Raw genomic sequence first — 24,944 nt, forward strand, 5'->3', positions numbered from 1 at the left:
AAGGCTATCGACGAGGCGGAAACCCGGGAAGGGATCTTTCCCGGCGTATGACGGTCCCGGCCGTGGATCTGCCGGTATTCTCACCGGATGGCCGAGACTCTCGACGCGACGGACTGGGCGATCCTGACCGAGCTCCAAAAGGACGGCCGCCTCCCGCTCACCGAACTGGGGAAGCGGGTCAGCTTGAGCGCGTCGGCGACGACGGAACGGGTCAAGCGGCTGGAGTCGGCCGGGGTGATCACCGGCTATCGCGCCGAGGTCGACCTGGAGAAGGCCGGGTACGCGGTGCTCGCGGTGGTGCGGTTGAAGTACCCGGGCAGCAAACACGCGCCGTTGCACAAGCTCCTCGCCGAACGGGCCGAGATCCTCGAATGCCTCCGCACCACCGGTGACGACTGCTATTCGCTGAAGATCGCGGCCCCGTCGATGGGACGGCTGGAGGAGATCGTCGACGAGCTCGCGCTGTTCGGGAGCACGAACACCAACATCGTCTACAACCAGACGTTGCCGTACCGGGGGCCGCAGGGCCCGTGACCACGCCGGTCACGGGCCCTCGGGGATCACCCCTGGCCCGCGTTCTCCCAGAGCCCCATGACGTTGCCTTCGGGGTCCTTGAAGTAGGCGGAGAAACCCATGTCGCCGACCGCCGTCCGGCCGACGAGCGTCGAACCACCCTGCTTCTCGATGACCGCGAGCGTGTCGTCGACGCTGTCGACGTCGAGCACGATCACCGGGCCCGACGCGGGGCTGAACTCCTTCGCCAGCATGCCGCCGTTGATGTACCCCGGCTCCGAGGGCATGCCGGTCTCGGCGGTCGGCCCCGAAGCGACCAGCGTGTAGTCCATCCCGGGCATCGTGTCGGCCTTCCAGCCGAAGACCTCCCGGTAGAAACCACGTGCGCGCTCGCCGTCCTCGAACGGAATCTCGAAATGCACGACCCGTCCGGCCATGGTCATCAACTCCTGTCGTGGCGTCGGATACGGAACGCCACCAGCCAATAGCCGCCGGACCTGGCGCGCTAGAGGACTTCGCCCTCTCCGAACCACCGGCGCAACGCTTCGACCAGCCCGTCCTGATCCTCACCCGCCCACGCCACGTGACCGTCCGGCCGCAGCAATACCGCCGGTACCTCCAGTTCTTCGCTGACGTCGACGACGTGGTCGACCCGGTCCGCCCACCCCCGCACGGTGAGGGAGCCGGTCTGATCGAGCAGCAGGCCGCGGCCACCGCGGGTCAGCCCGTAGAGATGGCCCCGCTTGAGTTCCAGGTCGCGCATCCGCCGGCCGAGCAGCTCGTGCCCTTCGCCGAAGTCGTAGCGGATCGCGGTCGCGGTGATCTTCTCGGTCAGGAACCGGCTGACGTCCTCGAAGTCCATCAGTTCCGCCAGCAGCCGCCGCACCGCCTGCGAGCCCGGATCGAGCGACATCAGCTGCATCTGCGCGCGGGTGTTGTCCAAGACCGCGGCGGCCACCGGATGCCGTTCGGTGTGGTAGGTGTCCAGCAGGTCGTCCGGTGCCCAGCCGTTGACCGCGCCCGCGAGTTTCCAGCCGAGGTTGAAGGCGTCCTGGACGCCGAGGTTGAGCCCCTGCCCGCCGACCGGTGGGTGGATGTGCGCCGCGTCGCCCGCCAGGAACGCGCGTCCGGCCCGGTAGCGCTCGGCCAGCCGCGTGGCGTCGCCGAAGCGGGAGAGCCAGCGCGGCGAATGCACGCCGAAGTCGCTTCCGGCGACCGCTTTGAGCTGTCGTTTGATCTCGTCGAAGGTCGGCGGGATCCGCGGGTCCTCGGCCAGGCCTTCGGCGGGTACACCGACCCGGTACACCCCGTCGCCGATGGGGGAGAGGCCGAACCGGAGCTGGGTCTTGCGGACCTCGGTCATCACGGCGAGCACCGTTTCCCAGTCCTCGGTCAATTCCATCTCGCCCAGCAGCGTCTCGGCGGTGGCGGGCTCGCCGGGGAAATCGATCCCGAGGAGCTTGCGCACCGCGCTGCGGCCGCCGTCGCAGCCGACGAGGTAGCGCGAGCGCAGCGTCGTCCCGTCGGCCAGCTCGACGTCCACGCCGTCCTCGTCCTGGGCCAGCCCGACCACTTCGCGGCCGCGCCGGATGTCGACGCCGACCTCGGCGGCGTGGTCGATCAGCAGCCGGTCGGTGACGGTCTGGGGAATGCCGAGGATGTAGGCGTGCGCGCTGTCCAGCGTCGGCGCCGGTTTGACGATGCCCGCGAAGGAGCCGCCGACCGGGTACTTCTTGCCGTGTTCGAGGAAGCGCTCCAGCAGACCGCGCTGGTCCATCACCTCGATACTGCGCGCGTGCAGGCCCATCGAGCGGACGACCTTGGACTGTTCCAGATCCTTTTCCAGGACGACCACCTGGACGCCGTGCAGCCGCAGTTCGGCGCCAAGCATCATGCCGGTCGGTCCGCCGCCGGCGATGATCACGTCGATCAAGAGTTCCCCCGATTGTCGAGCTCGTGTTGTCCGGCGGGGGATTCTGCGGCATGACCGGGGTCTTGCCGCAAGCCCCCAGGTGCGTTATACGTTAGAAGTGGCAGGGAGAGTCGATCTCTCTGCCGTTGTCGTTTCAGTCCGCAGTGGACGGACAAACCCCCATTAGAGGCCGCATCGCATCCCTGTGACCTGTGACGAACTTGTTCGTAACGAACATGTTCGTTACAGTGGAGGCATGGCACCAGAGAAGAGCCGCCGGGAGCGACCGGCCAAACCCGCGCTGACCCGCGACGGCATCGTCGCCGCCGCGGTCGCGATCCTGCGCGAAGAAGGTTTGCGGAAGCTCACGATGCGCCGGCTCGCGCAGGAACTCGACACCGGCGCGGCCTCGCTCTACGTCTACGTCCGCAACACCGCGGAACTGCACGCGGCGATCCTCGACGAACTCCTCGGCACCATCGCCCCGCCGCCGGCCGAAGGCGGCTGGCGCGACCGGCTCGAACGGCTGCTCACGGCCTACACCGCGACGTTGCTGGAGTACCCCGGTCTCGCCCTGTCGGCACTGGTGGCCCGCCCGAGCGGCGAGAACTACCTCGGCCTCGTCGAGAACCTGCTCGCCCTGCTCGCCGAGGGCGGGGTGCCTGCCGAGCGGCGTGCCTGGGGGATCGACATCCTCCTGCAGCACGCTACGTCGACCGCGGCCGAGCACGCCGAGCAGACATCGCCGGACGACTGGGACGCACTGGCGCGTGCCGTGCGGGACGCCGACGAGACGACCCACCCCCAGATCGCCGCCCACGCGGCCGACCTGCTCACCGGGCAGCCGGCGCAGCGGATGTCGTGGGGATTGCAGGTGCTGATCACCGGAATCACGCAGACCGGCCTGCCGCCGGAAAGGAACCCGACATGACCACACATCACCCCATCGCGATCATCGGCGCCGGCCTCGGCGGACTCACCCTGGCCCGCGTCCTGCACGTCAACGGCATCGAAGCCGCGGTCTTCGACCTCGACGCGTCGCCGTCCACCCGGACGCAGGGCGGCATGCTCGACATCCACGTCGAATCCGGGCAGGCGGCACTGAAGGCGGCCGGTCTCCACGACGAGTTCCGCACGCTGGTGCACCCCGGCGGGGAGGCCATGCGCGTCCTCGACCGGCACGCGGTCGTGCACCTCGACGAGACCGACGACGGTGACGGCGGCCGCCCCGAAGTCGCCCGAGGCGACCTGCGCGAGCTGCTGCTCGATTCCCTGCCGGAGGGCACCGTGCGCTGGGGCGCCAAAACCGTCGGCGCGCGCCCGCTCGCCGACGGCGGGCACGAGGTGACGCTGGCCGACGGCACGTCGTTCACCACGGACCTGCTGATCGGTGCCGACGGCGCGTGGTCCAAGGTCCGACCCCTGGTCTCTCGTGCCCTGCCTGCCTACGAAGGCATCTCCTTCGTCGAAGTGCACCTGCACGATGCCGCGAATCGCCACCCCGCGAGCGCCGCGCTCACCGGAGACGGCATGTTCTTCGCACTTGGTGGGAGCAAAGGGCTTCTGGGGCATCTCGACACTTCAGGCAGCCTCCACGTCTACATCGCGCTGAAAACCGCCGAGGACTGGATCTCCACCATCGACTTCAGCGACATCCCTGTGGCGAAAGCCGCCATGCTGGACCACTTCGACGGCTGGGACGCCGGCCTGCGCGCGCTGATCACCGACGCCGACGGCGAACTGACCCCACGGCCGATCCACGCGCTGCCCATCGGTCACCGCTGGGACCGTGTCCCCGGCGTCACCCTCCTCGGGGACGCCGCCCACCTGATGTCGCCGTTCGCCGGCGAGGGGGCCAACCTCGCGATGCTCGACGGCGCCGAGCTCGGCCTCGCCCTCGCCGCGCATCCCGGCGACGTCGAAGCCGCGCTCAAGGCCTACGAGACGGAACTGTTCCCGCGCAGTGAGGCCTCAGCGGCGGAATCCGCCGAAAACCTCGCCCTCTGCTTCGCCGAAGACTCCCCGAAGCCCTTGCTGGACCAGTTCGCGGCCTACCGCTGACCGGCAGGCTGGGAGCGCCTGGCGTAGGCGCGGGCGGCACGGGCCCGGTCGCCACAGCGCACGGAACACCACTGACGCCGCCCGTTGCGCAGGAAGAACCGAGTGCACGGCGGGGAACCGCAGGCCGCGATCCGCTCCGCGTCCGGCCCGGTCACCAGGTCCGCGGCGTTGGCGGCGAGGGTCGCCAGCGCGTGCTCGACGATCTGGGTGATCGGATGCGACGCGGTGCGGTACAGCCCCCGGGCCGGATCCCAGCGCAGGAGCTCGGCGGTGGGCGCCTTGCTCAGCGCCTCGTTGACGGCGTTGAGGGCGCTCTGCGGCGCCGGATCCGAGCAGGAGCGTGACGCGAGCAGCACCCGCACCTGCTCACGCAGCGAGCGCACGAGGCCCGCGCACATCTCCTGCAGACCGGCGTCGACCGGGGCGAGCCCCTGTTCGGCGAGCCAGTCCGTCGCGGCCGCCGGAGTGCCGAGCAAATCGACGAACTGGCCGCCAGGCAGCGCGATCGTGGTGTTGGCGAGCGCCAGCGCGACGTACTGCTCGGCGCCCGGGGCGGGAGGAAGGGCAGCGGTGTCGTCCACGTTCTCATGGTAGACGCCGAGTTCATCCATGAGAAATCCTCACGGAATTAGTTGCGGTCTTCCGTGAGAACTCGCTAGTGTCGCTCACGGAAAGAACAATACCTATCCGTGAGGTGGATGATGGACAAGATCAGCGATCAGCTTTCCGTCCAGGTCTTCGGCGGGCCTACCGCCCTGATCGAGTACGGCGGAGTGCGGTTCCTGACCGACCCGACCTTCGACGAGCCCGGCCACTACGAACGGCCCGACGGGAGACCCGGCCTCACCAAGACCGCGCCGCCTTCGGTGAGCCCGGCGGACCTCGGCCGTGTCGACGCCGTCCTGCTCTCCCACGACGAGCATCCCGACAACCTCGACCACTCGGGCCGGAAACTGTTGGCGGACTTGCCTTTGACGCTCACCACGCCCAGCGGCGCGGGACGGCTCGGCGGCACCGCGAAAGGACTGGAGACCTGGGAGACGGTCGAACTCGACCGGCCGGGCGGGGGAGTCGTGACCGTGACCGGCGCGCCCGCGCTCCACGGGCCGGAGGGCTCGGAGAAGGTCACCGGCGACGTCGTCGGCTTCGTGCTGACCGGAGCCGGCCTGCCGACGGTCTACGTCAGCGGCGACAACGCCTCACTTGACGTCGTGCGCCGAGTCGCGGATCGATTCGGGCCGATCGACACCGCGGTGCTCTTCGCCGGCGCCCCGCGCCTGAAGCCGGTCTTCGACGGTGCCCTGCTCGTCCTTGACAGCGCACTGGCCGCCGAAGCGACGCGGATCCTCGGCGCTCGCACGGTCGTCCCGGTGCACATCGACAGCTGGAACCACTTCACCGAAGGCCGCGACGAGCTGGTGGCCGCGTTCACCTCGGCCGGGCTGGCCGATCGGTTGCGGCTGAGCCGAGCTTGATCGTCTACGTTCGAGGTACGTCGACGAGAAAGCGAGCACCGCCATTTCCTCCACCACACTGAGCATTCCGACGCCCGACGGCCAGTCCGACGCCTTCGCCGCCTACCCCGGAGAGGGCGGAACGCATCCTGGTGTCCTCCTGTACCCGGATGCCTTCGGGCCACGCCCCGTCCTGTGGGACATGGCCCGCGAACTGGCCGATCACGGCTACTACGTCCTGGTTCCCAACATCTTCTACCGGCACCGCCCGGCACCGGTGTTCGACCTTCCCGAGCACATCACCGCCGAACACCGCCCCGAACTGTTCGGCCAGATCATGCCGCTCATCGAGGCGTACACCGCCGAACGCGCCCTGAGCGACGCCGGCGCCTACCTGGACTTCCTCACCGCCCGGCCCGAGGTCGGCGCCGGACCGGTCGCCACGATCGGCTACTGCATGGGCGCCGTCCTCGCGATGCGCACCGCGACGGCCCATCCGGATCGGGTCGCCGCCATCGCCGGATTCCACCCCGGCGCCCTCGTCACCGATCAACCCGACAGCCCGCATCGGCAGATCCCGCGCCTCACCGCGAAAGTCCACCTCGGCCTCGCCGAGGGCGACATGACACCCGAGGCGATCACCGAGATCAGCCAGGCGTTCGACGCCGCCGGAGTCGAGTACGGCTGCGAGATCTACCCCGGCACCGTCCACGGCTTCACGATGTCCGACACCGAAGCATTCGATTCCGCCGGTTCGCGACGCCACTGGGAGCGGCTGCTCACGCTCCTCGGGAGCACCCTGAAATCTTGAGCCGCGTGCGGGACCAGTACGGCAAGGTGGCAGGTTGCGAAAGCCACTTTCGCAACGATGAACGTTGCGAATGTGGCTTTCGCAACGTCATTGCTTGCCTGAAGGACCTCGATAATACGATTGACGCCCACCGCCGGTATTCGCGATGATGAGCGCATACCGAGAAGGCGAAGGGTGGTCACGATGAACGCGAAACCGGACTATCGAAGCCTTCTGGGCAGTTCAGGCTCCTCGTCGTGACGTAGTACGTCAGATCAGGGAGCCGCCGGTCGAGCCTTCGATCAGGCGGCTTTCTTTATTGTGCGAGGAATTCGCTCGTCTCGCGGTTCTAGCCCAACTGGCAGAGGCACCTGGTCGAGAACCAGGACAGTCGGGGTTCGACTCCCCGGAACCGCACTAATGCCCCTGTAGCCCAACGGAAGAGGCAACGCGCTCAGAACGCGTCCAGTCCAGGTTCGAATCCTGGTAGGGGTACCACGGCGCCTGCCATAGTGGGTTTGGTGGAAAACGACTACGACCCCTTCGCCGAGGCATACGCCGCCGAGAACGAGACCAGCCTGATCAACGCCTACTACACGCGGCCCGCGATTCTCGATCTGGCCGGAGACGTGACCGGCAGGCGGATCCTCGACGCCGGGTGCGGTGCGGGTCCGCTGTCCGAGGCACTGCGCGATCGGGGCGCCATCGTGACCGGCTTCGACTCCAGCGCCAAAATGCTGGAGCTGGCCCGGAAACGTCTCGGCGACGACGCGGCACTGCGGATCGCCGACATCGGCGAACCGCTGCCCTACCCCGACGCTGCTTTCGACGACGTCATCGCCGCCCTCGTCCTGCACTACCTGGAAGACTGGACAGGGCCGCTGGTCGAGATCCGGCGCGTGCTGAAACCCGGCGGCAGGCTGATCATGGCCGTCAACCACCCGATCATCTTCAAGCTGGTCCACCCCGAGGGCGACTACTTCCAGACCGTCAAGTGGTCGGAGGAGTACACCTTCGGCGGCCAGAAAGCCGTGCTGACGTACTGGCATCGGCCACTGCACGCGATGACCGACGCCTTCACTGCGGCGGGTTTCCGGACGGCCGTCGTCAGCGAGCCGCACCCGGCGCCGGGTGCGCGGGAGCGCTTCCCGGAAGAGCTCGCGGGCAAGACCGCCTTCCTGAGTTTCCTGTTCTTCGTCCTGGAGGCCGTCTAGCCGGATGGCTGGATGTTCTCCAGGTCCTTCAGCAGGCTCAGGTGCCGGGGAGTCCAGCCGAGCGTTTGGCGAGTGAGGGCGCTGGACGAGGGCTGGTCGGCGGCGAAGATGGCACCGAGGGGGCCGTAGGTCTCCACCGGCACGGACTCGACGGGCAGACCCAGACGCCTGCCGATGACCGCCGCGATGTCGCGCACCTGGTCGCCCTCGTCAGCCACGGCGTGCCAGGCGGTCCCGGCTTCGGCCTTCTCCAGCGCGAGCCTGAAGAGGACCGCGGCGTCGAGGGCGTGCACGGCGGGCCAGCGCTGGGTGCCGTCACCCGGGTAGCCGGACTTTCCGCTCTGTCGCGCGATCCCGGTGAGCATGCCGGCGAACCCGCCCGTGCCTTCGTTGTGGACCGTCCTCGGCAGGCGGACGGCCGAGCTCCGGACTCCGCGTGAAGCCAGCTCCAGGACACCAGTGACCGTGCGACCGCGGCCACCAACCGGCCCCTCGGTCGGAATCGGGTCGATCTCGGTGGAGGCGCGTCCCGGCGTGGCGGGTGTTCCTGAACAGGTCACGAAGGGACGGCCGGTGCCGACGAGTGCCTCACCGAGGGTGGCGAGGGCGGCGCTTTCCTCGGCGACCGCGTTCGCCAGGGCTTCGGGGCTGCTGAAGTCATTGGCGAAGGCCAGATGGATCACGCCGTCGGCCTGGGCGGCGGCGGTCCGCAGGACGTCGAGATCGGCCAGGCCGCCCCGGATCGGCTCGGCGCCGGCACGCGAAACGGCCTGAACCGAGGCCTCGGAGCGAGCGAGTGCGAGGACGGTGTGACCGTTGCCGAGTAGTTCGGCGACCACGGCGGACCCGATCAGGCCGGTGCCGCCGGTGACGAAGACGTGCATGGACTCTCCCGTAAGTGATGGGACTCTTGTCTCATCACTGTACCAGCGTGACGGGACAAGAGTCCCGTCACTAGAATGGATCCATGGGCCGATGGGAACCGGACGCGCGTGAACGCCTCGTCGTGGCTGCCGTCGATCTGTTCACCGAGCAGGGCTACGACGCCACGACGGTCGTGCAGATCGCCGAGCGTGCTGGCGTCACCAAGAGCACCTTCTTCCGGCACTTCCCCGACAAACGCGAACTGCTGGTCGCCGGACAGGAAACGCTGAGCCGGCTACTGGCCGAAGGGATCGCCGAGGCACCCGCCGACGCCAGCCCGCTCGAGGCGGTCGCCGCCGGCCTCGTCCGCGCGTCGACCGCGATGGGCCCGATGAGCCGGGAGATCGCCCCGCGATTGAAGGCCGCAGTCGCCGCGAGCGCCGAGCTTCAGGAACGAGACGCCCTGAAGAGTGTCAGTCTCGCGGCCGCCATGACCACCGCCCTCGTCGCCCGCGGCGTGCCCGATCCGACCGCCGCACTCGCCAGCGAACTCGGCGTCCTCGCCTTCAAACGGGGATACGCGGAATGGTCCGAAGGCGACCGTGCTCCCGAGGACGAGTTCGCCACCTATCTGCTCAAGGCGCTCGACGAACTGCGTGCTGCGAGCGCGTCTCTCGGCTGACGAACCAGATCATGCACCGTTGAGGTGCCAGGCGTCCGCGACGAGGTCGACCGCGCTGCGCGCCGGGTCACGGGCCGCGTGATCGTAGACGCCGCTGGTGGTGTCGATGCTGGCATGCCCCACGTCGGCCTGCACGTGTTCCAGCGAAGCCCCGGCCTCGACCGCGGCGGTGACGTAGAAGTGCCGCAGCGAGTGGGGATGCATCACCTCGGCGACACCCACCAGGTCCGGACCGGCGGACGCGGCGATACGGCGCAGGAGCTGCCAGATCGCCTGGCGGGAGAACCGGCGTCCGCCACGGGTCACCAGCAGGGGCAGATCAGAAGTCCGGGTGCGACGGCCGGTGCCGGTCACCATCTCGGTCCCCGTGCCATCCGCGCGCAGCGCCAGATACTCCAGCAGCGCGCGCTCGGCGGGCACGCTCAGATACACGATGCGCACTTTCCCGCCTTTGCCGTGTACGCGAAGCGCCCGCCGCCCCCGGGTGACGTGCAGGTCCGTGCAGTCGAGCCCGCACAGTTCGCTGACCCGCAATCCCAGCGTGAACAACGCGACGATCGCGACCGAGCGCGCGACGTCACAGGCACTCGCGCCGCGCCGCGGTGTCCCCGCCGCCCGGTGTAATGCCGCGACCTGCCGGGTCGTCAAGGTGACCGTCGCCGACGTGCTCGCCGCCGCCGCGGTCAGCCCGAGCCGCCGCCGGTCCAGCGCGGCCGGATTCGCCGCCACCAACCCCGCGTCGGCCAGAGACGCGTACATGGTCTTCACCGTCGCGAGCATCCGGTCCCGAGTCGACGGCGCCGCTCCCGCCGACTCGAGGTCCCTCAGCCACGTCTTCACCTGTGCTGATGTCGCCATCGTCGGATCCACTCCGTTGGCCGCGCACCACCGCAGCCAATGGCAGGTCCGCAACCGGCCCCTGGCCGCCGGGGGAGGTCCTGTCCGGCCCGCCGGCTTGGCCGCGGGCGCGATGACGACGGCCTGGGCGTAGTCCGCCACCGCGTCAGCCCACTGATCCTGGGCCGGGGCGCCGATCCGGGGCCGTATCCAGGCGCCGATGTCGGCCGTGGTCACCGGCAAGCCCAGCCCTTCCGCGTAGGTGCGGCGGGTCTGCTGGTTGCCATACCCGGTCAGCCACTCGGTGATGCCGGAAAGCAGACCGGCCGGATCCGCGACCCCCGGCCAGACTTCACTCTCTCCGGCGGTTTCTCCGGGTGAGACAGCGGCGGAATCGAGACCGGACAGGAGTTTCACTGTCGGGTGTCCTCCGGGCTCCGGTCGGTCGCGTCGATCATCCGGTCACCGTAGTGGTTGTGCCGGGCGCACAAGAACAGCGGGAATCATGCCATCGAGGCCGGGGCCACGGTGTCCCGGACCCAGTCGACGATTTCGGTCGTCGCGGCACCAGGGGTGAAGATCTGCGCGACCCCCATCGCGGCCAGCTCTTCGAAGTCTTCGGCGGGAATGATGCCACCGCCGAAGACGACGATGTCGGTCGCGTCCTGTTCGGCCGGCAGGTCGAGAATGCGCCGGAACGAAAGGTGCGTTCCCGACAGCACGGACAGGCCGATGGCGGCGGCGTCTTCCTGTACGGCGACACGCACGATCTGTTCCGGAGACTGCCGCAGCCCTGTGTAAATGACCTCCATGCCCGCGTCGCGCAGAGCGCGCCACGATCGTGGCCATCAAGACCGGGCTTGGCGACCACGACCCGGATCGGACTCGGCAGTGGACGTCCCGGCGTCGGCGCGTCGGTGTACATGCTCCTCCTCGAAGGGTTGCTCGGGCCTGGACTTTCGGGACCATGAATCGATGCGGGCGCCCGAATTCTCACCACCTCCGGCGGCGCGGGTGAGGTCCAGGAATCCCTCCGCCGTGCGTGGTGTCACGATACTTCGGCGACGGCTCCATCTGCCATCTCCGGCCCGATTCCCCGCGGAAACGGGAACTCGCTTTGCCGCACGGATGACTCTGTGTCGTTGCGGGACGGGCCATTTCCCCACGGTAAAATGAGCCCATTGAACCAAAATCCAACAGGCTTTCCTGGTAACGGGGACGGCGAAATTCGGAGGGATCGCACGACGATGGCAACTATCCCGGTCACTGACCGCCGCACCCGAGTCCAGGGTGTGCCTGTGGACGGCGACTACCCTGCCCGTGCGCCCGAGGCCGCGCGTGGCGAGGTCCTGCGGGTCACGGTCGTGGGGGAGGAGATCCTTCACCGGCCTTGCACCCCCGCGCGGACGGAGTTCGGCACTCCGGAACTGTCCCGGTTGATCGACGACATGTTCGTCACCATGTATGTAGCCGCGGGCTGCGGCCTTGCCGCAAACCAAGTCGACGTCGATCTGCGCCTGTTCGTCTACGACTGCTTCGATGACGACGGGGTGCGCCACGTCGGCCATATCCTCAATCCCACGGTCGATCCACTCGGTTCACGTGAGCGACGTCTGCTGGACGCCCATGAGGGCTGCCTTTCGGTACCAGGTCCCAGCGCGGCCTTGCACCGCGAGGAGAAAGCGGTGGTGCGCGGCCAGGACAAGGACGGTAACGAGCTGGTGATCGAGGGCACCGGATACTTCGCCCGCTGTCTTCTGCACGAGACCGATCACCTCGACGGCCTCCTTTACATCGACCGGCTCGCCAAGCGCCGGCGCCGGTCGGTGCTCCAGGAGATGGCCGACGTCATGGAAGACGTGTTCGCGCAGCGAGCGGAACGCGCACGAGAGATCGGTGCCACCGAAAAGGGGCAGTAGCCGCACCTCCCGGGGCCGCTGAGGAATGGTTGTGATTACTTCTTTCAGCGGCCCCGGACTGGTTCCATCGGCGCACAGTTCATTTCATCCAGCTCGTTCCGTGTCGTCGTCGAGCGGTAGTGTGAAATAGGAAGTGAAGCCTCTGCAGGTGAGCGATAAGAGCGTTTTCGCCGCGGCTGGACAACGAAATTCGTGACATGTCGGTGAGTTTCATCTTGACGTCACACCCGTGCCGATGCCGGCGTTGGCGGCGGACGAGGTCCTCATCGCGGTCATGGCCAGCGGTATCAACTACAACACCGTGTGGTCGGCGACCTTTGATCCCGTCCCGACATTCGCCTTCGTCAAGTATTTCGGACGGCAGGGTGGTGACGCGGCTCGTCACGACCAGCGGTTCCATGTACTGGGCTCGGACGCGGCAGGCGTCGTCACCCTCGGACGCGTCAAATCAGCCCTTTCGGCCGTCTATCCCTTTGCCGAAGCCGCCGAAGCAGCGCGGCTGGTGCAAGAGAACCTTCATCTCGGGAAGGTCGGCGTGCTCGCGCTGGCTCCCGAAGTAGGACTCGGCGTGACCGATCCGGTGATGCGCGAAAAACTTGGTGCGGATATCGCGCCGTTGATGGCCTGAAGGGGGCATAAATGGCAGAGCCCGGCGAGTACCCCTATGACGCGGGTATCCACCCGACCGGATACACCACCAAAGTCTGGACCATGCGCCAGTGTCCATGACCATCAACGCCACCGCACCGATATTGCTGGCCATGTGGGTGGTGGTGGCCGAGGAGTCGGGTGTCGATCCGGCTTCACTGCGCGGGATGCTCCAAAACGAGATGCCGAAGGAATTTCTGGCACGCAAGGCCTACATCTACGACATCGACACCGGCATGCGCTATTCGCTCGATGTCCTGGAGCACTGTATTCGCCACCTGCCGAAAGTGAATCCCGTGTCCTTGTCCGGCGGGCACGCGCGCGAGGCGGGGGCCAGCCGGGCGCTTGAGGTGGCATGTGGGATCGCGGACGCGGAGGTGTACCTCCAAGGCATGGTCGACCGCGGCCTGGGAGTGGACGAGGTGGCTCGACGGTTCACCTTCATCTTCGGCGCGCACATGGAATTGCTGGCGGAGGCCGCGAAGTTTCGTGTGGTGCGGTCACTCTACGCGCAGCGGTTGCGGGAACGCTGGGGAGCGACAGACAGACGCCGGGGGAGTTGGGTGCCCGTATCGCGCTGCGAACCCACCAGATCATGGCGGAGGAGCCGGACGTCGCCCGGTACGTCGATCCGCTAGGTGGTTCGGCGGTGATCGAGCGGATCGCGGCGGAGATGAGGTCCGAGGTGGAGGACTGGCTCCGCCGGATCGAGGACCATGGCGGCATGCTCGGCAGTATCCGGAGCGGGTGGCTGGAGTCCGAGATCGAAGATCTGGCTCAACGCGAACCTGGGCCCCGGGTGGGGGTCAAGGACCAGCTTCGGTCAGAGACCGAAGAGGTCGTACTCCAGCGGGAGCGCCATAAACCCTTGCCGTTGGTTCAACGAGGGGTGGAGCGGCAGGCCTGCGATGCCGAGTTGAAGGCGATACGAGACGCGGTGGCGAGTGGCGTCAACGTGCTGCCCACCCTTATCGAGGCAGCACGGGCTCGTGCCAGCATCGGCCAGATGTGTGAGGCAATGGCGCCGCAGGACTGACCGACCCTGGTGTGCGGGCGGCGCGTCACGGTGGCGGCTTCAGACCGTCACCGTGACGAAATGGGATGGCCATCTGACATGGCGGGCGGAACCTGTTACCGGCCGTAACGCCAAGCGCGTTTTCGGAACGGTGGTTCAAGCCCGTTTCGGGGGCGCACAAGGGGCCCATTCGGGAGAACTCGAAGCTCCGCAAGACGATCCCCGAACTTAGCTACAAAATGTATCTTCTGTAGCTAAGTTAGGTTGTGGTTATAAATATTGCTACCTAGGTTACGGGTTATATAACCTTCAAGGTAGGCTGTAGGTATGGTCCAGAACGCGGAGGAAAGTGCGCCGGAGCAGGCGCGATGCGGGTTTCGCAAGTGCCGGGAGCCGCTGCCTCCGCCCGGGCCACGCGGAGGCAGGCCCTACGAGTTCTGCCCTGATCGCACGTGGCCCGGCGGAAAGAGCTGCAAGCAGCTGGCCGCTGCCGAGCAGGCGCTACGGGAGGCGTTGGGGGACGACGCCGTGCCGTCCACGGCCTTGGTGGACGCCGGCCAGGCCTTCGATCAGGCCGCCGCCGCGTTGACCGACCCTCTCCGCACGTTGAGCAACGCGCTCGACGCGGTCACCGCGCATCTGCGCGATGAGATCGCGGCGGCCGTTGGCCAGGCCGATGCCGCGCGGGAGGCCGCGGCGGAAGCCGATCGGCAACGGGATGCCGCGCTGGCCCGGGCAGCCGACGCCGAACAGGCGACCGAGGCGGCGATGCAAGCGGCTCAGACGGCTCAAGAGGCCGAGCTTCTGGCCAAGGCGACGGCGGACGAGGCCGTCGAGGCCCGGTCCGCGGCCCGGCTGGCTCAAGCGAAAGCGGAGTCGGCCACCGCGGTGATCACCCGCCGCGAGAAGGAGGCCAGCGAGGAAGCAACGGCACTGCGAACCAGAGCCGACGAGCTGGCGGCCACGCTCTCGGCCCGCAGTGAGGAACTGGCGACACGGACCGCTGAACGCGACGCCGCGCGGAGCGCGCTGGCCGAGTCGGACGAGCGTCGCAAGACCTGGGAGCAGCTCGTGGACACGCAGAAGCGCGAGCTGACGGCGGAGCTGGACGCGGTCCGCGGGGAACTGCGAGAGCAAGACGTCCGCCATCGGGAGGCCATCGCCGAGCAAGCGGCGCGGGAGACGGCTTCGCGCGCGCAACTCGCGGACGTGCAGACCGAACTGACCACCGTGCGCGGGCAACTCGCCGCGGCCCAGCTTCGGCTCACCCAATCCCAGGCAGCGCACGATCAGATCACGGCGACACTGTCCCGCATCCGCCAACGCGCCCTCGCCGCGACAGAGGAACCGTCGGCGCCGCTGCGAAACGACCTGTTGGAAATTCTCCTTGGTGACGACGCGGCAGAGCCGCCGGTGCCGGGCGAACCCGCTCACGGGCACGGGACCGCGGGCCCCGCCGTCGGCTAACTTCAGGACATGGACCTACAGCAGAGGATCGGCGCACGTGGGAGCGAGTTCCTGCTGTTCGCCGTGACGCCTCCTCGTCTCACGGTTTCGCCGGAGCGGGCGCAGGAGATCGCCGACGCCACGCGCAAGCGGCTGTCCAGATTGAACCTCGACGGGCTCGTGCTCTACGACATCGACGACGAGAGCGACCGCAACCCGGAGGAGCGGCCCTTTCCGTTCCTCCCCACGATCGATCCGGCGACCTTCCTGGCCCGGCACCTCGCCGAGTGGCACACGCCGGTCGTGGTCTACCGGACGGTCGGGAAGTACCGGGAAAGCGACCTCCGTTCCTGGCTTGACACCCAGGACGCCAGCCGGGCGCTCACCGTGTTCGTCGGCGCCTCTTCGCGCGAAAAGCCGTCCGCGACGTCGCTGGTTCGCGCTCAGGAGCTACGCGCGGAGACGCGGCCCGATCTGCTGCTCGGCGGCGTCGCGATTCCAGAGCGGCACACCCGCCGCGGTGAGGAGCATCTGCGCCTGATCGCCAAACAGGAAGCAGGCTGCTCGTTTTTCGTCACCCAGGTCGTCTACGACGTCAATGCGGCGAAAGACCTGGTGTCGGACTACCGATACGAATGCGCCGCGCTTGGGCTTCGACCGGTCCCGATCGTGTTCACGTTCTCGGTGTGCGGCTCGTCGAAGACCCTTGAGTTCCTCCAATGGCTCGGCGTCGATGTGCCACGGTGGATCCAGAACGACCTTCGGCACGCGGACGACACGCTCCAGGAGTCGTACGACCAAGCGCTGACGACGGCCCGCGAACTCGTGGGTTTCTGCCGGCGCAAGGACGTCCCGTTCGGCATCAATGTCGAAAGTGTGTCGATCCGAGCGGCCGAAATCGAGGCGTCGGTCGCTCTCGCGGAGGCCCTCGGCAAGGAACTGCGCCGATAGATCCGCGGCAGGAATCAAGGGAGGACGTCGCCGAGTTTGTCCAGCCCTTCCTTGATCCCGTCCTCGACGCGCCGGTAGGTGTCCGCCCCGGTGACCAGGCTGTCCGCGATGCCGCCGACTGCTTCCACTCCCGCCGTCAGCCGGTCGCCTGCCGCCGTAACGTGTTTGGTCAGCGTGTCGCTGAAGGTGGTGGCCGCGGGGACGTCGCCGAGCAGATGCGGCACCAGTTGCAGCCGCGACATCGCACCGGCCGCCGCGCTCAACGTCGACGTCGCCCCGTCCAGTACGCCCGCGGCACCGACCAGCGAGTCGGGATCGGTTTCGTATCCGGCGTCGCCGGGGGAGAGCGCGCCGTCGGGGTCGAGGCCGAGTTCCTCCAGGGTGATCCTGGTCAGCTCCGGTTCATCCCACTTCGAGCCCGGGTTCTTCTGGTAGCCGTAGGCGCCGGATTCGTGTGCCAGCACGATCTCCCCGTCGATCTCGACGGCCTCCTCGACACCATGGGAGTCGTAGCCGTCTTCGTTGCCCGGCTCGCCGCCCTTCAGTTCGATCTCTTCGCGATCGTTGAAGTCGTACCACTCCGGTGTCCGGTCCTGCCGGTAGAACTTGCCGCTGTGGCCGTCGGAGGAGGAGAAGATGAACTCGTCGTCGCGCACCACGACGCCCTGGACGTTGTTCGGTGTCTCGATCGGCTCGCCGGCCTTGTCCGGCTCGGGCGAGCCGTTCGCGTCGACCGGGATTTCGTAAAGCCGGTTGTTGCCGTAGTCGCCCACGAAGAGCTTGCCCTGGGCGTAGGTGACATAGCTGTGGGCGGGCGTCGCGACCACGTCGATCGCGTCGACCGGCTTGCCGCTGTTTTGCGCGGCGTCGAGTTCGGCCTTGTCGTAGACGTACACGTGTTCGTTGGACGACACCCAGACGTGCTTGCCGTCCGTCGCGACACCGCCGGTGTGCGTTGGCGCGCCGACCTCGCCGTTGCCGTTGAGGTAGACGTTGCCCGATTCCACTCCCGTTTCGTAGTCGACGTAGGTCAGCCTGCTGGGGGTGATGCCGGGGCCGAGCGGGGTGTCGCCCGATCCGTCGCCGTCGCCGTCGTGGTACGAGCCGACGAGCAGGTTCTCGCCGTCGTAGGCCAAGCCTTGCGAAGTCCACGGCTCGCCTGGGTTTACGCCGCTGATGTCGGCGTTGCCGTCGCTGTCCCAGCCCTCGCTCCCACCGCCGCCGTCGGTCGTCGCGGCCAGCGCGGAGAGCCTGCTTTCGTAGGTCTGCTGGGCGACGGTCAGAGCCCGGATGGTCTTCATCGCGATCTCCGGGGCTTCGAGGAGATCGGTCAGACCGAGCTTGCGCCACGGTCCGATGGCGGTGTCGGCCGACGTCCGCAGCGCGGAGTACGCCTCCGCGGCACCCTTGACCGCCGCCTCGGCCGTGTCGAGCTCGGCGTACACCTCGGCGACGGTTCGCGAGGACCGTTTCGCCTTGCCGACGAACTCCGCCGCCGCCGTCCCGCGCCAGGACCGGGCCGCTCGCAGGGCGCCGTCGGAGATCCCGTCCGCCACGGTCTGCAACGACGTCTTGGCGTCGGCGATGGTGGCGCCGACCTCGGCGATACCCGCCGCGTCCCCCGACGTGAGCTTCGCGTAGAGCGGTTCGGGATCCAGGAACGGCATCGGCATCTCCTCGGGCAACCCCAGGTCAGGGTGGGTCGTGCGCGTTCAGACGCCGGAAGGACGGCACCGGTTCCCCCGCATCACCCACCCCTGCCCCAGGATCAGGACAGCATGCCGCCGTCCACCCGCAGGACCGTCCCGGTCACGTAGGAGGCGCGATCACTCAGCAGCCACGCCGCGGCCTGGGCGATCTCCTCGGGCTCGGCCACGCGCCCCAGCGGGGTCTGGGCGTTGAGTCGCCGCAGGATGTCCGGCGAGCTCTCGACCCACTCGTTGAACATCTCGGTCAGCGTCGTGCCGGGCGCGACGGCGTTGATCCGGATCCCTTCCGGGCCGTAGGTGGTGGCGGCCGACGCGGTGAGGCTGTTGACACCGCGTTTCATCGCGCCGTACGCGGGGAGTTCCGGGTTGGCCATCAGGCTGCCGACGCTGGTGTTGTTGACGATGGCCCCGGTTTTGGCGGTGGCCCGGATCGCTTCGATCTCGGCGACCATCGCCAGCCACGGACCCTTCAGGTTCACCGCGTAGATACGGTCGAAATCGGCCTCGGTCACCTGGTCCATCGGGCCGGGCGGCACGTTGGTCGCGCCGTTGTTGAACGCGACGTCGAGCCTGCCGTGCAGCTCCACCGCCCGGCCGACGGCCCCGCGGATACTCGACGCGTCGCCGAGATCGCACACCACATGGTCCGCGACGCCGCCCTCCGCGCGGATCTCCTCGGCCACGGCCTTGAGCTGGGACTCGGTGCGGGCGGCGAGCACCACACTGGCGCCTTCCCTGGCGAACAACCGCGCGGCGGCGGCGCCGATACCGCGGCCGGCACCGGTGACGAAGGCGACCTTGCCGTCGAGGAGGCCCGAAACAGTCGTTGTGTTGGTCATGGCACCGAGAGTTCTCCCGCCCTCGGCGCCTATCCAGGCATCGGCGGTACCTGGCTGACGGATGGCCATGGTCCACACTGGCGTGGTGGACAGACGACAACTGGCGGACTTCCTGCGCAGCAGGCGCGAGCGGATCACGCCCGCCGACGTCGGCCTTCCCGCCGGGCCCCGCCGCCGCACCCCCGGCCTGCGGCGCGAGGAGGTGGCGCAGCTGGCGTTCATCTCGACCGAGTACTACACGCGGCTGGAGCAGGCTCGCGGTCCACGGCCCTCGCGCGAGGTGCTGGGCGGGCTGACCAGGGCGCTTCGGCTGTCGGATGTGGAACGGGATCACCTGCACCACCTCGCCGGCGCGCCGCCGGGACCGCCGCCCGGCCCGTCCCGTGAGGTCCGGCCGAGCATTCTCGCGCTGCTGCACCGTCTTCCGCAGGCGGCGGCGATCGTGCTGTCGGCGACCTACGAGGTGCTCGCCTGGAACGACCTCGCCGCGGCGCTGATGGAGGACTTCTCCGCGCTGCCGCGGCGCGACCGCAACCTCGTGCGCCGCGTGTTCCTCGGGCCGCGGCCGGAGGGTAGGCGGCTGTACGGAGTGTCCGATGTGGACGAGTTCGCGGCGAGCGCGGTCCGGAATCTGCGGGCCACCGCAGGCCGCTATCCCGACGATCCCGAAGTCGCCGGGCTGATCCGCGATCTCCTCGACGGCAGTGAGGAATTCGCCCGGCTGTGGGCCGCGCACGACGTGTGCGCCGCGCCCACGCTGTGCAAGACGTTCCGGCATCCGGTGGTGGGCCCGGTCAGCGTGAACTGCGACGTCCTCGACATCAGCGACCGGGACCAGCAGGTGGTGATCTACACCGCCGACCCCGGTACTCCGTCGGAGAACGCGTTACGGCTGCTGTCCGTCGTCGGGACGCAGCGGATGGACGCTCCGCTCTGAGCCTTTTGTAGGTTCCCTCGATACCAGCGGGTCGATCCGCAGTGCGATCGCGAGCGCGAAGCGGCCGGCCGGATCGTCGACCGTGCCGCCGAAGAGTGTCCGCAACTGACGGATCCGGTATCGGACGGTCTGGACGTGGACGTGCAGTTCGACACCGATCGCCTGCGGCTGATCCGGCCGCGCCAGCCAGGCCGCCAACGTCGCGGTGAGCCGTCGCCTCGCCGGTTCGGGCAGACCGGCCAACGGCGCGAGGACGTCCTCCGAGAACTCGGCGGCGAGTTCGGGATCGACGGTCAGCAGCAGATCGATGCGGTGATCGGTGGTGTGGACGAGGGGGCTGTCGCCGAGCGCGCCGGTGCGGGTCAGCCGCCAGAGCGCGCTCGCCCGGCGGGCGCTGAGCGCGGCCGAGCGGAGCGGCACGATCGGGCCCACCCCGGCCTGGTCGCCGCCGAGCAGATCCCGCAACCGGCCGAGATACCACTCGAGCCGGTCGGCGGGCATGACCACCGCGGTCAGGTCGTGGTGGCGGCCGACCAGCACGCGCCCCGGCATCCGGTCCAGCAGCTGAGGTGCGACGTCGGCGCTGGTGACGGCGACGACGAGGCTGCCGGGCAGGACCCACATGGCCTGGCTCGCGGCGTCGTCGAGCAGGTCCCGGGTGGTGGCCGGTTCGGCGAGCAGGAGACCCAGGAGCCGGTCACGCCGAGCTTGCCCGGCCCGCGCCGCCTGTGAGCGTGCTTCGGCGTATCCGTCGGCGGCCGCGGCCGAGAGTTCCGCGATGAAGGCGAACAGCGCCTCACCGAGTTCGACGATCGCCTGGGTCGGCAGATCCACCGCCGGCGCCGCCGAGGTCAGCTGCCGCCACACACCCAGCGCCGCCGACTGGTAGAAGCCGAGCATTTCTTCGAGGCTGCGGCCGGCGGTGTGCTGGGCCCGGCCCTGCGCGCGGTAGACCTCCCGGTCGGTGGTGATGTCGGGATGGCCGATCTCGCTGAAGAAGGCGTGCAACGCGACGTCGAGGGTGGTTTGGAGGTTCGCCGCGGTCCGGTCGTCCAGCGGGGTCCGCAGCCCGGCACGGACCTGGTCCATCGCCGCGGACGCGATCGCGGCGGTGTCGGGCTCCAGCCGGGTCAGCACCGAGGCGTCGAGCCTGCGCCATGGCTGTGCCGGCGCCTTCGTCATAGAGGGAACCTACAAAACTCCGATCAAGAACGCGCGCCTCCGTTCTAGTGGTTCTCCCCGCCGCGGCGGACGCTGATCGCGGCATTCGACGACGCATGCAGGAGGCGGCAGTGACACGCTGGGGAAGACTCGCCCGGATCGCCGCGGTGGCGGGCACCGCACTGACCCTCGCCGGAATCGGGACACCGGCCCTCGCCTCGGCGGAGCGGCAGGTGTACGTCGCGATGGGTGACTCGTTCTCGGCGGGCTCGGTGGTCCTGCCGCAGTCCGATCTGCTCACCTGCGCCCGCTCGGCGATCAACTACGCGGGCCTGCTGGCGAAACAGATCGACGTCGACGAACTGCGCGACGTCACCTGTGGCGCCGCGACCACGTCCCATTTCAGCAACCCGCAGAAGGGCATCATCTCCGGCACGAACCCGCCGCAGTACGACGCGCTCTCGGCCGACACGACCCTGGTGACCGTCGGCATCGGCGGCAACGACATCGGCTTGGTCGGGCTCGCGACGTCGTGCGTGAACCTGCTGCCGGTGGGCGCCTCGTGCAAGGCTGCCAACACCACGGGCGGGGTGGACAAGTACGCCACCAAGATCGACGCGTTCGCCGCGACCTACGGCACGGTCATCGAGCAGATCCGCCAGCGCGCCCCGTGGGCCGAAATCGTCATGGTCGGCTACCCGACCGGGATCAAATCCGGCGGCTGCTGGCCGCTCGTCCCGGTCCTGCCGCAGGACGCCGACTACATCCAGGCCAATATCGACCGGCTCAACGCGCGGATGGCCGAGCAGTCCGCCGCGCACGGCGCGAAGTACGTCGACATCCGGACGCCGAGCATCGGTCACGACGCCTGCCAGCCGATCGGCGTCAAATGGATCGAGGGGCTCATCCCGTCGGTGGTGAACAACAGCTTCGCCCCGCTGCACCCGAACGCCGCCGGGCTCGCGGCCGTGGTGCCGAGTATCCGGAAGGTGCTGTAGCGCCGAGCTGGGGCACGTCTCGTGAGTGGTAAGGACGGTTAGAACCGTCCTTACCACTCACGAGGCCGCGCAGGTCAGGCGGACGGCGACCAGTACAGGAGCCGGTTCGGGGAACCGGAGCCCGGGTTGGTCACCTTGCCGGGAGTGGCCGCGTTGATCAGCGCGGTGGCCACCTGCGCGGGTGTGGCGGTCTTGTTGTTCTGCAGGAAGCGGGCCGCGACGCCGACCACGTGCGGGGTCGCCATCGAGGTGCCGCTGATGGTCCTCGTGGCGGTGTCGTTGGTGTTCCACGACGACGTGATGTTCGTGCCCGGCGCGAAGATGTCCACGACGCTGCCGTAGTTGGAGAAGCTGGAGCGCGCGTCGGTGTTGGTGGCCGAGCCGACGGTGATCGCCTGGGTCACGCGGGCGGGGGAGAAGCCCGAGGCGTTCGAGTTGGAATTCCCGGCGGCCACGCCGTAGGTGACGCCCGCGGCGATCGACCGGCGGACGGCGTCGTCGAGCGTGCTGGAGGCGCCACCGCCGAGGCTCATGTTGGCCGCGGCCGGTTTGACGTGGTTCTTGGTGACCCAGTCGATACCCGCGATGACCCCGGCCGTGGTGCCGCTGCCGGAGTTGTTGAGCACGCGGACGCCGTAGACGGTCGCGCCCTTGGCGATGCCGTACTGCGAACCGGCGATGGTGCCGGCGACGTGGGTGCCGTGACCGTTGCCGTCCTGCGCGACGGCGTCGTTGTCGACGAAGTCGTAGCCGTTGCGGGCGCGGCCGCCGAAGGTCTGGTGGCTGACCCGCAGGCCGGTGTCGATGACGTAGACGTTCACGCCCGCGCCGGTGCTGGTGTAGCTGTACTTGTTGTCGAGCGGGAGGTTGCGCTGGTCGACGCGGTCGAGGCCCCAGGACGGCGGGTTGGTCTGGGTCGCGTCCGCGTGGACGATCTGGTTCTGCTCGACGGACGCCACCGACGGGTCGGCGGCGAGCCGCTTGGCCTGCCGCTCCGACAGCGTCGCGGAGAAGCCCTTGAGCGAGCTGCTGTAGACCTGCTCCACCTTCGCGCCGAAGCGGTTCGCCAGCGTGCTCACGGCGCCGGCGTCCTTCAGCGTGACGATGTAGCTGTTCGGGATCGCTCCGGCGGATCCCGCGGCGAGGATCTGTCCTTCGGCGGCTTGGGCGGGAGCGCCCGCGGTCACGCTGATCGCCACCGCGACCGCGCTCGCCATTCCGGCACGCGACAGCCAACGCGCTTGTCTCGTCTCTCGCATGTGTTCGTCCTGTCGTTCGCAGGGGACCGGCCGGTCAAGGACCACAGCGGCGAAAGCGGTCCAGCTCGACCGCATGGGACGGCACCTGCCGAATCCCACGGAGATCGAGGCTATTGAGCGTCTGAGGTGTCCGAATCGACTGAATGGGGCAGGCCCCGACCTTCGTCTGGCGGCCATTGGCGGCGGGTGCCCTGCACGGAAAGTGCTCTCCGTACCCTGTGGCTGGAACACCTTGCCGAGTTTCTGGAGTCCGAACCACCGTGCCAGCCCTTTCCAGCCTGCGAGCCGACTGCGAGAACTGCTTCGGCCTGTGCTGTGTCGTCCCGGCCTTCGCGGCGTCGGCCGACTTCGCGATCACCAAACCGGCGGGCCAGGCGTGCCCGAACCTGCGCGAGGACTCGCGGTGCGGCATCCACGACAAGCTCCGCAAGACGGGGTTCACCGGCTGCACGGTCTACGACTGCTTCGGCGCGGGCCAGAAGGTCTCGCAGGTCACCTTCGACGGCGAGGACTGGCGGAAGTCGCCGAAGACGGCGAAAACGATGTTCGCGGTCTTCCCGGTCATGCGGGATCTGCAGGAACTGCTCTACTACCTCACCGAGGCCGCCTCGCTGCCGACGTCCGCGCCGATCCGTGACGACCTGGCCGAGATGATCGACCGAACCGAGCGGATGACGCTGGACACGCCCGGCGTGCTGCGGAAACTGGACGTCCACTCGCATCGGGGCGCGGTGAACGGGCTGCTGCTGCGCGCGAGCGAACTCGCCCGCGCCGCCGTGCCGGGCAAGAAGAAGGACCGCCGCGGCGCCGACCTCATCGGCGCGAAGCTCAAGGGGTCGAATCTGCGCGGCGCTCTTCTGCGCGGGGCCTACCTGATCGGCGCGGACCTGCGGGGAGCCGATCTCCGGCAGGCCGACGTCACCGGGGCGGACCTGCGTGACGCCGACATCCGCGGCGCGGATTTCCGTGACGCGCTCTTCCTCCTCCAGTCGCAATTGGACGCGGCGAAGGGCGACGCGACGACGAAACTGCCGGAGTCGCTGTCCCCTCCGGCGCACTGGTGAGCCTGCTACCCCTCGTGGACGATTTCCTGCTGCCACTCGTCTCGTGGCTGCGTGTGCAGCCGCCAGTAGTGCTCGGCGATGTCGTCGGGGTCGAACGGGGTTCCTTTCGCGACGGGACCGGCGACGGTCACCGTGGCGACATGCACTCCTGAGGGACCGAATTGCTTGTCCAGCAGGGAAACCAGCGCTCTGACGCCCGCCTTTCCGAGCGAGAGGCTGGTGTACGCGGGAACGGCTTCGGGCATCCCGCCGGTCACGATGATTGTGCCCGATCCGCGCTCGGCCATCCCCGGCGCGAGCTGGGCGGCGGTGGTGATCGCTCCGACGACGTTGACCGACCACGCCGCGAGATGCCGTTCGACGGACAGCTCGCCGGGAGCGTCGGCCTGGATGATCGCCGCGTTGTAGACCACGACGTCGGGCTCGCCGTTTTCCCGCACGGCGGTGTCGAGTGCGGCTTTGAGGGAAGCTTCGTCGGTGACGTCGGCGGTGAGGGCCAGCGCGGTTCCGAGCTCGGCGGCCAGCGGTTCCAGGGTCGCCGCATTCCGGGCCAGCAGGGCGATCGGCAGCCCTTCCTTGGCGAATCGGTGCGCGACCGAGCGGCCGATACCCGGTCCCGCGCCGATGATCACTGCGCCTGCCATGTGTTTCTCCTTTCGAGTGGGGTGACC

Annotated in this window: 28 protein-coding genes and 2 tRNA genes; 19 read left to right on the forward strand and 11 right to left on the reverse strand. The window is 68.5% G+C overall.

The genetic code is table 11. The features are described 5' to 3' along the window. Positions 1 to 87 precede the first annotated feature (87 nt). Complete coding sequence (locus ACFWIW_RS26215; protein WP_378370881.1) at positions 88 to 534, forward strand: Lrp/AsnC family transcriptional regulator; 447 nt, start codon at positions 88 to 90, stop codon at positions 532 to 534. A 26-nt stretch (positions 535 to 560) separates the two neighbouring features. Here the strand turns inward: ACFWIW_RS26215 and ACFWIW_RS26220 are convergent, their stop codons facing one another. Continuing rightward, complete coding sequence (locus ACFWIW_RS26220; protein ID WP_378370882.1) at positions 561 to 950, reverse strand: VOC family protein; 390 nt, start codon at positions 948 to 950, stop codon at positions 561 to 563. 68 nt (positions 951 to 1,018) lie between these two features. Beyond that, positions 1,019 to 2,446 (reverse strand): rifampin monooxygenase, encoded by a 1,428-nt coding sequence (gene rox, locus ACFWIW_RS26225; RefSeq protein ID WP_378370883.1) that lies wholly within the window; start codon positions 2,444 to 2,446, stop codon positions 1,019 to 1,021. A gap of 235 nt (positions 2,447 to 2,681) precedes the next feature. Here rox and ACFWIW_RS26230 point away from each other — a divergent pair, with 235 nt between their 5' ends. Both ACFWIW_RS26230 and ACFWIW_RS26235 read left to right on the forward strand, forming a co-directional pair. Then, positions 2,682 to 3,356: a TetR/AcrR family transcriptional regulator gene (locus tag ACFWIW_RS26230; RefSeq protein ID WP_378370884.1), complete on the forward strand. Its 675-nt coding sequence runs from the start codon at positions 2,682 to 2,684 to the stop codon at positions 3,354 to 3,356. Further along, positions 3,353 to 4,486, forward strand: coding sequence for an FAD-dependent oxidoreductase (locus tag ACFWIW_RS26235; RefSeq protein ID WP_378370885.1), 1,134 nt, complete (start codon positions 3,353 to 3,355; stop codon positions 4,484 to 4,486). The genes ACFWIW_RS26230 and ACFWIW_RS26235 overlap by 4 nt, the downstream gene beginning before the upstream one ends. Here the strand turns inward: ACFWIW_RS26235 and ACFWIW_RS26240 are convergent. Next, on the reverse strand, positions 4,477 to 5,097 hold the full coding sequence (locus ACFWIW_RS26240; protein WP_378370886.1) for a CGNR zinc finger domain-containing protein: 621 nt from the start codon (positions 5,095 to 5,097) through the stop codon (positions 4,477 to 4,479). The genes ACFWIW_RS26235 and ACFWIW_RS26240 overlap by 10 nt on opposite strands. Before the next feature lie 90 nt (positions 5,098 to 5,187). Between ACFWIW_RS26240 and ACFWIW_RS26245 the strand changes: the two genes are divergently transcribed. From ACFWIW_RS26245 to ACFWIW_RS26265, 5 genes are all read left to right on the forward strand, one after another. Beyond that, positions 5,188 to 5,961 (forward strand): MBL fold metallo-hydrolase, encoded by a 774-nt coding sequence (locus ACFWIW_RS26245; RefSeq protein WP_378370887.1) that lies wholly within the window; start codon positions 5,188 to 5,190, stop codon positions 5,959 to 5,961. A gap of 43 nt (positions 5,962 to 6,004) precedes the next feature. After that, on the forward strand, positions 6,005 to 6,751 hold the full coding sequence (locus tag ACFWIW_RS26250) for a dienelactone hydrolase family protein (RefSeq protein ID WP_378370954.1): 747 nt from the start codon (positions 6,005 to 6,007) through the stop codon (positions 6,749 to 6,751). A gap of 322 nt (positions 6,752 to 7,073) precedes the next feature. After that, positions 7,074 to 7,147, forward strand: a tRNA-Leu gene (locus ACFWIW_RS26255). A 5-nt stretch (positions 7,148 to 7,152) separates the two neighbouring features. Beyond that, positions 7,153 to 7,228 (forward strand) — tRNA-Leu (locus ACFWIW_RS26260). 23 nt (positions 7,229 to 7,251) lie between these two features. Further along, positions 7,252 to 7,944: a methyltransferase domain-containing protein gene (locus ACFWIW_RS26265; protein ID WP_378370888.1), complete on the forward strand. Its 693-nt coding sequence runs from the start codon at positions 7,252 to 7,254 to the stop codon at positions 7,942 to 7,944. Here the strand turns inward: ACFWIW_RS26265 and ACFWIW_RS26270 are convergent. After that, positions 7,941 to 8,828, reverse strand: coding sequence for an SDR family oxidoreductase (locus ACFWIW_RS26270; protein ID WP_378370889.1), 888 nt, complete (start codon positions 8,826 to 8,828; stop codon positions 7,941 to 7,943). The genes ACFWIW_RS26265 and ACFWIW_RS26270 overlap by 4 nt on opposite strands. 83 nt (positions 8,829 to 8,911) lie before the next feature. Here ACFWIW_RS26270 and ACFWIW_RS26275 point away from each other — a divergent pair, with 83 nt between their 5' ends. After that, entirely contained in the window at positions 8,912 to 9,490 is a 579-nt protein-coding gene (locus ACFWIW_RS26275; protein ID WP_378370890.1) for a TetR/AcrR family transcriptional regulator, read from the forward strand. Positions 9,491 to 9,499: 9 nt separating this feature from the next. On the opposite strand, the gene ACFWIW_RS26280 is transcribed toward ACFWIW_RS26275, so the two are convergent. Together ACFWIW_RS26280 and ACFWIW_RS26285 are read right to left on the reverse strand one after the other, a co-directional pair. Then, positions 9,500 to 10,744, reverse strand: a complete 1,245-nt coding sequence (locus tag ACFWIW_RS26280) for a tyrosine-type recombinase/integrase (RefSeq protein ID WP_378370891.1) — start codon at positions 10,742 to 10,744, stop codon at positions 9,500 to 9,502. Positions 10,745 to 10,830: 86 nt separating this feature from the next. Next, complete coding sequence (locus ACFWIW_RS26285; RefSeq protein ID WP_378370892.1) at positions 10,831 to 11,139, reverse strand: cobalamin-dependent protein; 309 nt, start codon at positions 11,137 to 11,139, stop codon at positions 10,831 to 10,833. A 486-nt stretch (positions 11,140 to 11,625) separates the two neighbouring features. On the opposite strand from ACFWIW_RS26285, the gene def reads away from it, so the two are divergent. The 7 genes from def (at position 11,626) to ACFWIW_RS26320 (ending at position 16,306) form a co-directional block, all read left to right on the forward strand. Further along, positions 11,626 to 12,246, forward strand: coding sequence for a peptide deformylase (gene def / locus ACFWIW_RS26290; RefSeq protein ID WP_378370893.1), 621 nt, complete (start codon positions 11,626 to 11,628; stop codon positions 12,244 to 12,246). A 229-nt stretch (positions 12,247 to 12,475) separates the two neighbouring features. Further along, a complete protein-coding gene (locus ACFWIW_RS26295) occupies positions 12,476 to 12,874 on the forward strand; it encodes a hypothetical protein (protein ID WP_378370894.1) in 399 nt (132 codons plus the stop codon). An 11-nt stretch (positions 12,875 to 12,885) separates the two neighbouring features. Continuing rightward, positions 12,886 to 12,975 (forward strand): methylmalonyl-CoA mutase family protein, encoded by a 90-nt coding sequence (locus ACFWIW_RS26300; RefSeq protein ID WP_378370895.1) that lies wholly within the window; start codon positions 12,886 to 12,888, stop codon positions 12,973 to 12,975. After that, positions 12,972 to 13,532: a methylmalonyl-CoA mutase family protein gene (locus ACFWIW_RS26305; RefSeq protein WP_378370955.1), complete on the forward strand. Its 561-nt coding sequence runs from the start codon at positions 12,972 to 12,974 to the stop codon at positions 13,530 to 13,532. Before ACFWIW_RS26300 ends, ACFWIW_RS26305 begins: the two co-directional genes overlap by 4 nt. Beyond that, on the forward strand, positions 13,490 to 13,930 hold the full coding sequence (locus ACFWIW_RS26310) for a methylmalonyl-CoA mutase family protein (protein WP_378370896.1): 441 nt from the start codon (positions 13,490 to 13,492) through the stop codon (positions 13,928 to 13,930). Before ACFWIW_RS26305 ends, ACFWIW_RS26310 begins: the two co-directional genes overlap by 43 nt. Positions 13,931 to 14,437: 507 nt before the next feature. Beyond that, complete coding sequence (locus tag ACFWIW_RS26315) at positions 14,438 to 15,376, forward strand: response regulator receiver protein (protein WP_378370897.1); 939 nt, start codon at positions 14,438 to 14,440, stop codon at positions 15,374 to 15,376. Between the two features lie 9 nt (positions 15,377 to 15,385). Next, the gene (locus tag ACFWIW_RS26320; RefSeq protein WP_378370898.1) at positions 15,386 to 16,306 is read left to right on the forward strand and encodes a methylenetetrahydrofolate reductase; all 921 of its coding nucleotides are present in this window, start codon (positions 15,386 to 15,388) and stop codon (positions 16,304 to 16,306) included. Positions 16,307 to 16,320: 14 nt separating this feature from the next. Here the strand turns inward: ACFWIW_RS26320 and ACFWIW_RS26325 are convergent, their stop codons facing one another. Both ACFWIW_RS26325 and ACFWIW_RS26330 read right to left on the reverse strand, forming a co-directional pair. After that, complete coding sequence (locus ACFWIW_RS26325; RefSeq protein WP_378370899.1) at positions 16,321 to 17,973, reverse strand: hypothetical protein; 1,653 nt, start codon at positions 17,971 to 17,973, stop codon at positions 16,321 to 16,323. Between the two features lie 101 nt (positions 17,974 to 18,074). Next, the gene (locus ACFWIW_RS26330; protein ID WP_378370900.1) at positions 18,075 to 18,854 is read right to left on the reverse strand and encodes an SDR family NAD(P)-dependent oxidoreductase; all 780 of its coding nucleotides are present in this window, start codon (positions 18,852 to 18,854) and stop codon (positions 18,075 to 18,077) included. Between the two features lie 85 nt (positions 18,855 to 18,939). Here ACFWIW_RS26330 and ACFWIW_RS26335 point away from each other — a divergent pair, with 85 nt between their 5' ends. Then, the gene (locus ACFWIW_RS26335; RefSeq protein WP_378370901.1) at positions 18,940 to 19,791 is read left to right on the forward strand and encodes a helix-turn-helix transcriptional regulator; all 852 of its coding nucleotides are present in this window, start codon (positions 18,940 to 18,942) and stop codon (positions 19,789 to 19,791) included. Here the strand turns inward: ACFWIW_RS26335 and ACFWIW_RS26340 are convergent. Then, a complete protein-coding gene (locus tag ACFWIW_RS26340) occupies positions 19,741 to 20,973 on the reverse strand; it encodes a helix-turn-helix domain-containing protein (RefSeq protein ID WP_378370902.1) in 1,233 nt (410 codons plus the stop codon). The genes ACFWIW_RS26335 and ACFWIW_RS26340 overlap by 51 nt on opposite strands. A 110-nt stretch (positions 20,974 to 21,083) precedes the next feature. Here ACFWIW_RS26340 and ACFWIW_RS26345 point away from each other — a divergent pair, with 110 nt between their 5' ends. Beyond that, entirely contained in the window at positions 21,084 to 21,950 is an 867-nt protein-coding gene (locus ACFWIW_RS26345; protein WP_378370903.1) for an SGNH/GDSL hydrolase family protein, read from the forward strand. A 74-nt stretch (positions 21,951 to 22,024) separates the two neighbouring features. Here ACFWIW_RS26345 and ACFWIW_RS26350 read toward each other — a convergent pair whose 3' ends face one another. Continuing rightward, the gene (locus tag ACFWIW_RS26350; protein WP_378370904.1) at positions 22,025 to 23,209 is read right to left on the reverse strand and encodes a S8 family peptidase; all 1,185 of its coding nucleotides are present in this window, start codon (positions 23,207 to 23,209) and stop codon (positions 22,025 to 22,027) included. Positions 23,210 to 23,469: 260 nt separating this feature from the next. On the opposite strand from ACFWIW_RS26350, the gene ACFWIW_RS26355 reads away from it, so the two are divergent. Beyond that, complete coding sequence (locus ACFWIW_RS26355) at positions 23,470 to 24,273, forward strand: pentapeptide repeat-containing protein (protein WP_378370905.1); 804 nt, start codon at positions 23,470 to 23,472, stop codon at positions 24,271 to 24,273. A gap of 5 nt (positions 24,274 to 24,278) precedes the next feature. Here the strand turns inward: ACFWIW_RS26355 and ACFWIW_RS26360 are convergent, their stop codons facing one another. Further along, positions 24,279 to 24,917: an SDR family NAD(P)-dependent oxidoreductase gene (locus ACFWIW_RS26360; protein WP_378370906.1), complete on the reverse strand. Its 639-nt coding sequence runs from the start codon at positions 24,915 to 24,917 to the stop codon at positions 24,279 to 24,281. Positions 24,918 to 24,944: the final 27 nt, after the last annotated feature.

Source organism: Amycolatopsis sp. NPDC058340 (assembly GCF_042723975.1).
GTDB lineage: Bacteria > Actinomycetota > Actinomycetes > Mycobacteriales > Pseudonocardiaceae > Amycolatopsis.